The 6947-nt window shown below is 72.4% G+C and carries 4 protein-coding genes and 1 pseudogene; 4 read left to right on the forward strand and 1 reads right to left on the reverse strand.

Annotation, left to right across the window (positions count from 1 at the left end):
• The 4 genes from NBX02_RS06360 to NBX02_RS06375 form a co-directional block, all read left to right on the forward strand.
• The coding region (locus NBX02_RS06360; RefSeq protein ID WP_445548297.1) for an FAD-linked oxidase C-terminal domain-containing protein at window positions 1-411 on the forward strand (411 nt) is incomplete at its 5' end.
• 240 nt (window positions 412-651) lie between these two features.
• Window positions 652-1383, forward strand: a complete 732-nt coding sequence (locus NBX02_RS06365; protein WP_250286531.1) for an SDR family NAD(P)-dependent oxidoreductase — start codon at window positions 652-654, stop codon at window positions 1381-1383.
• A 49-nt stretch (window positions 1384-1432) separates the two neighbouring features.
• A complete protein-coding gene (locus NBX02_RS06370) occupies window positions 1433-2590 on the forward strand; it encodes a DUF2993 domain-containing protein (protein WP_250290426.1) in 1158 nt (385 codons plus the stop codon).
• A gap of 585 nt (window positions 2591-3175) precedes the next feature.
• Window positions 3176-5623 (forward strand): FHA domain-containing protein, encoded by a 2448-nt coding sequence (locus NBX02_RS06375; protein WP_250286533.1) that lies wholly within the window; start codon window positions 3176-3178, stop codon window positions 5621-5623.
• 292 nt (window positions 5624-5915) lie between these two features.
• Here the strand turns inward: NBX02_RS06375 and NBX02_RS06380 are convergent.
• Window positions 5916-6947: pseudogene (locus NBX02_RS06380) on the reverse strand (hypothetical protein); the annotation flags it as partial.

Below are 6947 nucleotides of genomic sequence, written 5' to 3' on the forward strand. Positions count from 1 at the left end.
GGCCAGGCTGGCGGGGGAGCTGTCGGCCAGGCTGGCGGGGGAGCCGTCGGGCAGGCTGGCGGGCCGGCCGGCGCGGGGGCGGGCGAGGTCGCCGCCGGGGGAGCGCCCGGCCTGGTCGTGTGCCATGTCTCACACGTCTACCCGACCGGTGCCTCGCTGTACTTCACCGTCGTGTGCGCCGGCCGTGACGACCCGGTGGCACGGTGGCGCAGGGTGAAGGCCGCCGCCTCGCGCGCGATCGTCGAGACCGGCGGGACGATCACCCACCATCACGCCGTCGGCGTCGACCACCAGCCCTGGCTCACCGCGGAGATCGGCGATCTCGGGGTGGCGGTGCTGCGCGCGGTGAAGCACACCCTTGACCCGGACGGCATCCTCAACCCTGGCGTCCTCGTCCCCCGGGCCACCTGAGCCGGCCGGCCCGGCGGGGTCGCCACGGACCCGGTATGCGGCCCCTGGGCCGCTGCCGACCCGAGGGCGGGATGATCACCGGTCCGGCCCTGGCGGCCTGCGGCCCCTGGGCCGCTGCCGACCGCAGGCCCTCCGGGCCGCCGCAGGCACCGCTACGGACATGCGGCCCGCTGGGCTGTTATGGGCTCGCGGCACGTTGGGCCGTTATGGGCTCGTGGCCCGCTGGGCCACTATGGGCGCATGCAGCAGGAGCGCGCCGACCCGCGCCGGGAGCGGGCGCTTGTCGTTGTCGGGCCGGGGCAGGCGTTCGGCGTCCAGCTCCTGCGCCGGTTCGCCCGGGAGGGCTTCGGGCTCGCGGTGATCGCCCGGTCGGCCGACACGGTCCACCGGGTGACGGCCGGCCTCGCCCGGGACGGGATCGCCGTCAGTGGCGAGGTTGCGGACGTCACCGAGCCGGGCGCGGTGGCCACGGCGCTGGACAAGCTCGCCGACGAGCTCGGCGGCCTGACCGCCGTGGTCTACAACGCCAAGCTGAGCATCCGGGGCACCGCCCTGTCGGTGTCGGCGGACACGGTCAACCAGACCCTCGCGGTCAACGTCACCGGGGCGCTGACCGTCGTCCAGGCCGCGGTGACGCTGCTGGCCGAGCGTCCCGGGGCGTGTGTGCTGCTGACCGCGGCCGGGCCGCGGACCGAGCCGGCCGCCGGCCGGTTCGCCCTCGCGATCGGCAAGGCGGGGCTGCTCGCGCTCGGGACGTCGCTGGAGCCGGTGCTGCGCGCCCGCGGTATCCGGCTGCGGACCGTGGTGCTCGACGCCCGGGTGGCCCCCGACGGCCGGCTCTCCCCGGACGCGGTGGCCGAGCATTTCTGGAACGCCTACACCGCCGCCCGCGGATCGGTCTTCCGGCTGGGCCCGCCCAGCGTCACCGAGCGGGCGCCGCACCTGTTCGGGGACGGGCACTTTCCCGGGTGATCTGACCCATGCCGTGCCGGGATCCGCCATCCATGCGACCATCCTGACCGTGAGCACTGGACACGACGACGACCCGGACGTGGGCAGCGAGCCCGTGGATTCGACCCGGCGCCTCCCACCGTCCGGTGCCGCTGCCGGCGCTGGTGCCCAGACACACCGGGCCCGCGTCGGCCCGGTCGGCCCGCCGCCGCCCGTCGACTCGTTCCGGCCGGCTCCCCAGCCCGGCTGGTCCGGGCCCCCCGGCACACCGGCACAGCCCGACGCGCCGGCACAGCCGGGTCAGCCGGGTCAGCCGGCGGCACCGATACCGCCGACCAGCGCGTTCCCACCGCCCGAGGGCCTGCCGCCCGAGGGCCCGCCGCCCGGGAGCCCGCCGTACGGGAGCCCGCCGTACACGGGTGCGCAGTACGGAGGTCCATCGTATGGAGGCCAGCCCCCCCTCGCGCCCACCGGCGTGACGCCGGGCCCGGTATCCCGCCGCCGGCGGCGGTGGCCGATCATCACGTTGGTCGTGCTGGTCATCCTGTTGGTCGTGGCCGACCGCGCGGCGGTGCCGATCGCCGAGAGCCAGATGAAGGCGAAGGCGGAGACGTCGGTGGCGCAGAGCAGCACCAACCCCGGGGTCAGGCCACCCAGGGTCACCGCCGTCTCGATCGGTGGCTTCCCCTTCCTCACCCAGGTCGTCTTCGGCAAGTACGACGACCTGCGGGTGACGGTCACCGACATTCCCACGCCCGGCCCGCGGATCACCGAGGTGAAGGCCAGGCTGCAGGGCGTCCACGTGCCGTTCTGGGACGCCATCCGCGACCAGGTCAAGGACGTGCCGGTCGACAAGGTGACCGCGGACGTGCAGATCACCTATGACGATCTCAACGCCTACCTGGCAACGCAGAACGTGAAGGTCACCCCGGTCGGCGACGGCCAGGAGGTGCACATATCCGGCAGGATCGACACAGGCCTCCTCGGTACCCAGGAGCTGAGCGGGGCGACCCGTTTCGGGGTCCAGGACAACACGCTGACCCTGATACCCACCGAGATCCTTGGTTTCCGGCTGCCGGGCCTCCCACTGCCGGGGATCCCGCTGCCGATCGACAACCTGCCGTTCAACCTACGGATCGAGAAGGCCGCCACCGGCAAGGACGGTCTCTCGGTCACCGCGACGGCGACGAACGTGGTCCTGCCCGCGGAACCCGCACCGGCTTCGTAACGGACGGTACGCGCCACGGCAGGTGGCTGGAAGAGGCTGGACGCCGGAAGAAGGCGGCGAGCGGTATCCGTGCCCGGCTGCCGGGCCGGCGCCGGTCGCCGTCCGTACCGGCTCGTCGTGACCGTTCGCTATGCGCTCGGTCATGAATCCCGGTCGCCGTTCGTTTGCTTTCGGTGACCGTGAGGATTCGGCCCACTGGTGGCACGCGAAAAACAAGATCTTTTTTCCTGGCCCTCTGTCGTGACGTCGAATCGACGACAGTTGACGGACGTGGGATAGCCCGCGCGTCATCCTCGGCCGGTACTGGATATCGTCACACCGGCAGCCGGCCGTCTACGGACATGACTGGCCCCACGCAGCCTGCTCCTCTGCGTCCAGTCCGTGGTGATTGGCACACCCATCGTCGATCGAGGTAGGTGGGCGGCGCTACGATCCGACGACCAGCAAGATCGGAAAATTCATGTCGAAGTCAGTCCGGCGGGACATCCGGCCTGTGTCCCGCCCCAGAGGGCCGATGGCGGCGCGAGCGCACTTCTCGCGCACTGCCGGGGGCCACCGTCCCTGGGTCGCCGAAGGGGGAAACACGTGCAGACGACCCTGAGAGTCGTCAGCGGTGCCAACGTGGCCACCGTGCCCGCCGGCCAGCCGTTCGTCGTCGGCCGCGCGCGCACGGCCGACTTCGTGATGCCGGACAGCCGGGTCTCCCGCCGGCACCTGCTGATCGAGCCGGTCGGCGCGGGCTGGGCCGTCCGGGACATCAGCTCGAACGGGACCTGGCTCGACGGCCAGCGGGTGCAGAGCGTCGACGTCAACGGCGAGGTCCGGTTCCGGCTCGGTACCCCGACCGGGCCGGAGGTCGTCGTCCTGCTGGAGGCTCCCGCCGGCTACGCCGACCCCCCGCGTTACGCCGACCCGCACTTCGAGATGCCGACGATGCTGCGTGACTCCGCCGGCTACGAGCCCGGCCCGCAGCTGCCCCGGCAGCCGTCGGGCAACCAGGCCGAGACGAGCAGCCACGATCTCGACCGTGAGCACGAGCGCCAGACCTCCTACCGGCTGCGCCCGGGCCGGATGTCCATCGGCCGTTCCCGGGACAACGACATCGTCGTGGGCGACCTGCTGGCCTCCCGGCGGCACGCCGAGATCTACCTGGCCCCCGGCGGGGACGTGGAGATCGCCGACCTCGAGTCGGCCAACGGGACGTTCGTCAACGGCAAGCGCATCATCCGCGAGCCGGTGCCGCAGGGCGCGGTCATCGCCGTCGGCCACCACGTCTTCCAGCTCGTCGGGGACGAGCTCGTCGAGTACATCGACTCCGGGGACGTCAGCTTCGAGGCCGACGGCCTGAACGTGTGGGCCGGCCAGAAGCAGCTCATGCACGACATGACCTTCCGGCTGCCCGGCCGGGCGCTGCTGGCGGTGGTCGGGCCCAGCGGCGCGGGCAAGTCCACCCTGCTCAACGCCCTGACCGGTTTTCGCCCCGCGGACCAGGGCGCGGTGCGTTACGCCGGCCGGGACATGTACTCCGAGTACGACGAGCTGCGCCGCCGCATCGGTTACGTCCCCCAGGAGGACCTGCTCCACACCACGCTCAGCGTCCGCCGTGCCCTGGAGTACGGCGCCGAGCTGCGTTTCCCGCCGGACACCACCAAGCAGGAGCGTGGTGCCCGGGTGGACGAGGTCCTCGCCGAGCTCGGTCTGACCCAGCACGCCGACACCCAGGTGGCCAGGCTCTCCGGCGGCCAGCGCAAGCGCACCAGCGTCGCCCTGGAACTGCTGACCAAGCCCACCCTGCTCTACCTGGACGAGCCCACCTCCGGCCTCGACCCGGGCATGGACAAGAACGTCATGGAGTCGCTGCGCAAGCTGGCCGACGACGGGCGCACGGTCGTCGTGGTCACCCACAGCGTCGCCCAGCTGGATCTCTGCGACTACGTCCTGGTGCTGGCGCCCGGCGGGTACGTCGCCTACTTCGGCCCGCCGCGCGACGCCCTGTCCTTCTTCACCAAGAGGGACTACCCGGACGTCTTCCTGATGCTGGAGGCCACCCCCGGCGCGGAGTCGGCGGAGCGGTTCCGCCAGTCGCGCTACTACGTCCCCGCGTCGGTGACCGCGCCGTCGGCCCGCCCGGCACCGGAGGACCTGCCGAGCATCCGCCAGCAGTCGGTGCTCTCCCAGCTCGTCACGTTAAGTAGGCGAACACTCTCCGTTGTCGCGTCCGACAGATCCTACCTACGACTGATCATCGCCTTCCCGTTCCTGCTCGGGCTCATCCCACGGGCCATCCCCGGCGGGTTCGGCCTGCCCGAGGACGGCTCACCGAATTCGGACGCCGGCACGATCCTGCTGGTGATGGTGCTGTGCGCCTGTTTCATGGGGATGGCGAACTCCGTCCGGGAGATCGTCAAGGAACGGGCCATCTACCGGCGGGAACGGGCGATCGGGCTGTCCCGGACCGCCTACATCGGCTCGAAGATCGTCGTACTGGCCCTGATCACGACGTTGCAGGCGATCCCGTTCACCCTGATCGGCCTGGTCCGCCGGGAGCCCGACACAGCGGTCGTGCTGGGCAACCCCCTGCTCGAGTGCCTGCTCGCGGTGATCGTGGTGTCGCTGGCGTCGGCCATGCTCGGGCTGCTCATCTCCGCCCTGGTCGACAACGCGGACAAGACCATGCCGCTGCTCGTCCTGCTCACCATGGCGCAGCTCGTGTTCAGCGGCGGCATCCTGCCGGTGCACGGCAAGCCCGGCCTGGAGCAGGTCAGCCTGGTCGCGCCGGCCCGCTGGGGCTACGCCGCACTGTCCTCGGTCGGTGACCTGAACGCGATCAGCCGGGCCCGTGAGCATCGCCCCGACGGCAAGCCGCTCAACCCCAAGGTCGTCGACGACCCGTTCTTCGACCACACCGCGCGGGCATACGGCATCGACATCGCCGGCGGCGTGGCGATCGGCGTGATCTGCGTCATCGTCACGGCCATCCTGATCCGCCGGATGGACCCGAAGACCGCCAAGCGCAAGCCGACGCCGTCCTGACGGTCCGCCCGTCACATCCCTGACCGAGGTCCGGGCAGCTTCCAGGTCGGAAGCCGCCCGGACCTCGTGCTGTCCGGGGCGAAAAAGCCGTAGCCGCCCTGTCGATGCCCGGCGTCCCGGCACCGGGACAGGGAGCCCAGCCGGTTACGGCTGCCAGGGGGCCCGGCCGGTTACGGCTGCCGGGGGGCCCGGCCGGTTACGGCTGCCGGGGGGCCCGGCCGGTTACGGCTGCCGGGGGGCCCGGCCGGTTACGGCTGCCGGGGGGCCCGGCCGGTCACGGTCGCCGGGGGGCTCAGCCGGAGGTCCAGCGCGGGGTCGCGTCGTCCCCCCGGAACGAGGTCAGCTTCTGGGCGTGGGCGTCGTCGAGGGCGGTCGCGCTCGTCAGGTAGATCTCACGGTTGGTGGCGCCGTCGCGCTGGCTGGTGAAGGCGATCCTCTTGCCGTCCCCGGCCACGAACGTGGGGTCCTGGTCCCGGCCGGGGGCCTCGGTCAGCCGCAGCGGGGTGGCGCCCGGGCTCGCGTCCATGACGAAGACGTCCGTCTCGGCCAGGTTCGAGTCGAAAGCGCGACGGAAGGCGACCTTCTTGCCGTCCGGTGACCAGCACGGGTCCGCGTCGAAGCCCTCCGTGCCCGCGGTGAGCGGGACGGGTTTCGCGCCGGCGGCGGCCGGGTCGGCGTCGATGGTGAACAGCGCGCCGCCGTCGACGCCGTTCGCGCCGACGAAGAACGCGATCCGGTCACCCAGCGGCGACCAGGACGGGTCGGTGGCGCCGGCCGGCACGTTCAGCCTGCGGACGCTGGAGCCGTCGACGGCGGCGACGTAGAGCCCGGTGCCGCCGTCGTTCGGCCCGCGTACCGCCTTGATGACGACGAACCTCCCGGTCGGGTCGACCGACGCCCGGGCGTCCGGCGCGATCGCGAGCTCCGCCGCCGGGCCGGAGGTGAACAGCGGCATCGGCGCGCCGCTGCCGTCCGCGGCGATCGCGACCAGGCTGGGGGAGGAGTCGATCACCGTGTAGAGGACGGTCCTGCGCTGCGGCCCGACGATCACCGGGAGCGCGGCCGGCTTCGCGTCGTCGCCGGTCAGCTTCTTCGGCTGTCCGGGCCTGCCGTCCGGGCCGGCCCGCAGGCTGTAGACCGCCCGCAGGCCGTCCTGTTCGCTGGAGTAGACCAGGGTGTCGTCGCCGAGGCCGACGTCGGATTTCGGCAGGATGTCGACGACCTTCGTCCGCTCGCCGTCCGTGCCCGAGCCGCCGGAGGCCAGCGCCAGCACCCCGCCGACCGTCGCCAGCACCGCGACGGCGGCGCCGGCGGCCACCAGCGC

The sequence above is a fragment of the Protofrankia sp. CiP1_Cm_nod1 genome, assembly GCF_920888515.1.
GTDB lineage: Bacteria > Actinomycetota > Actinomycetes > Frankiales > Frankiaceae > Protofrankia.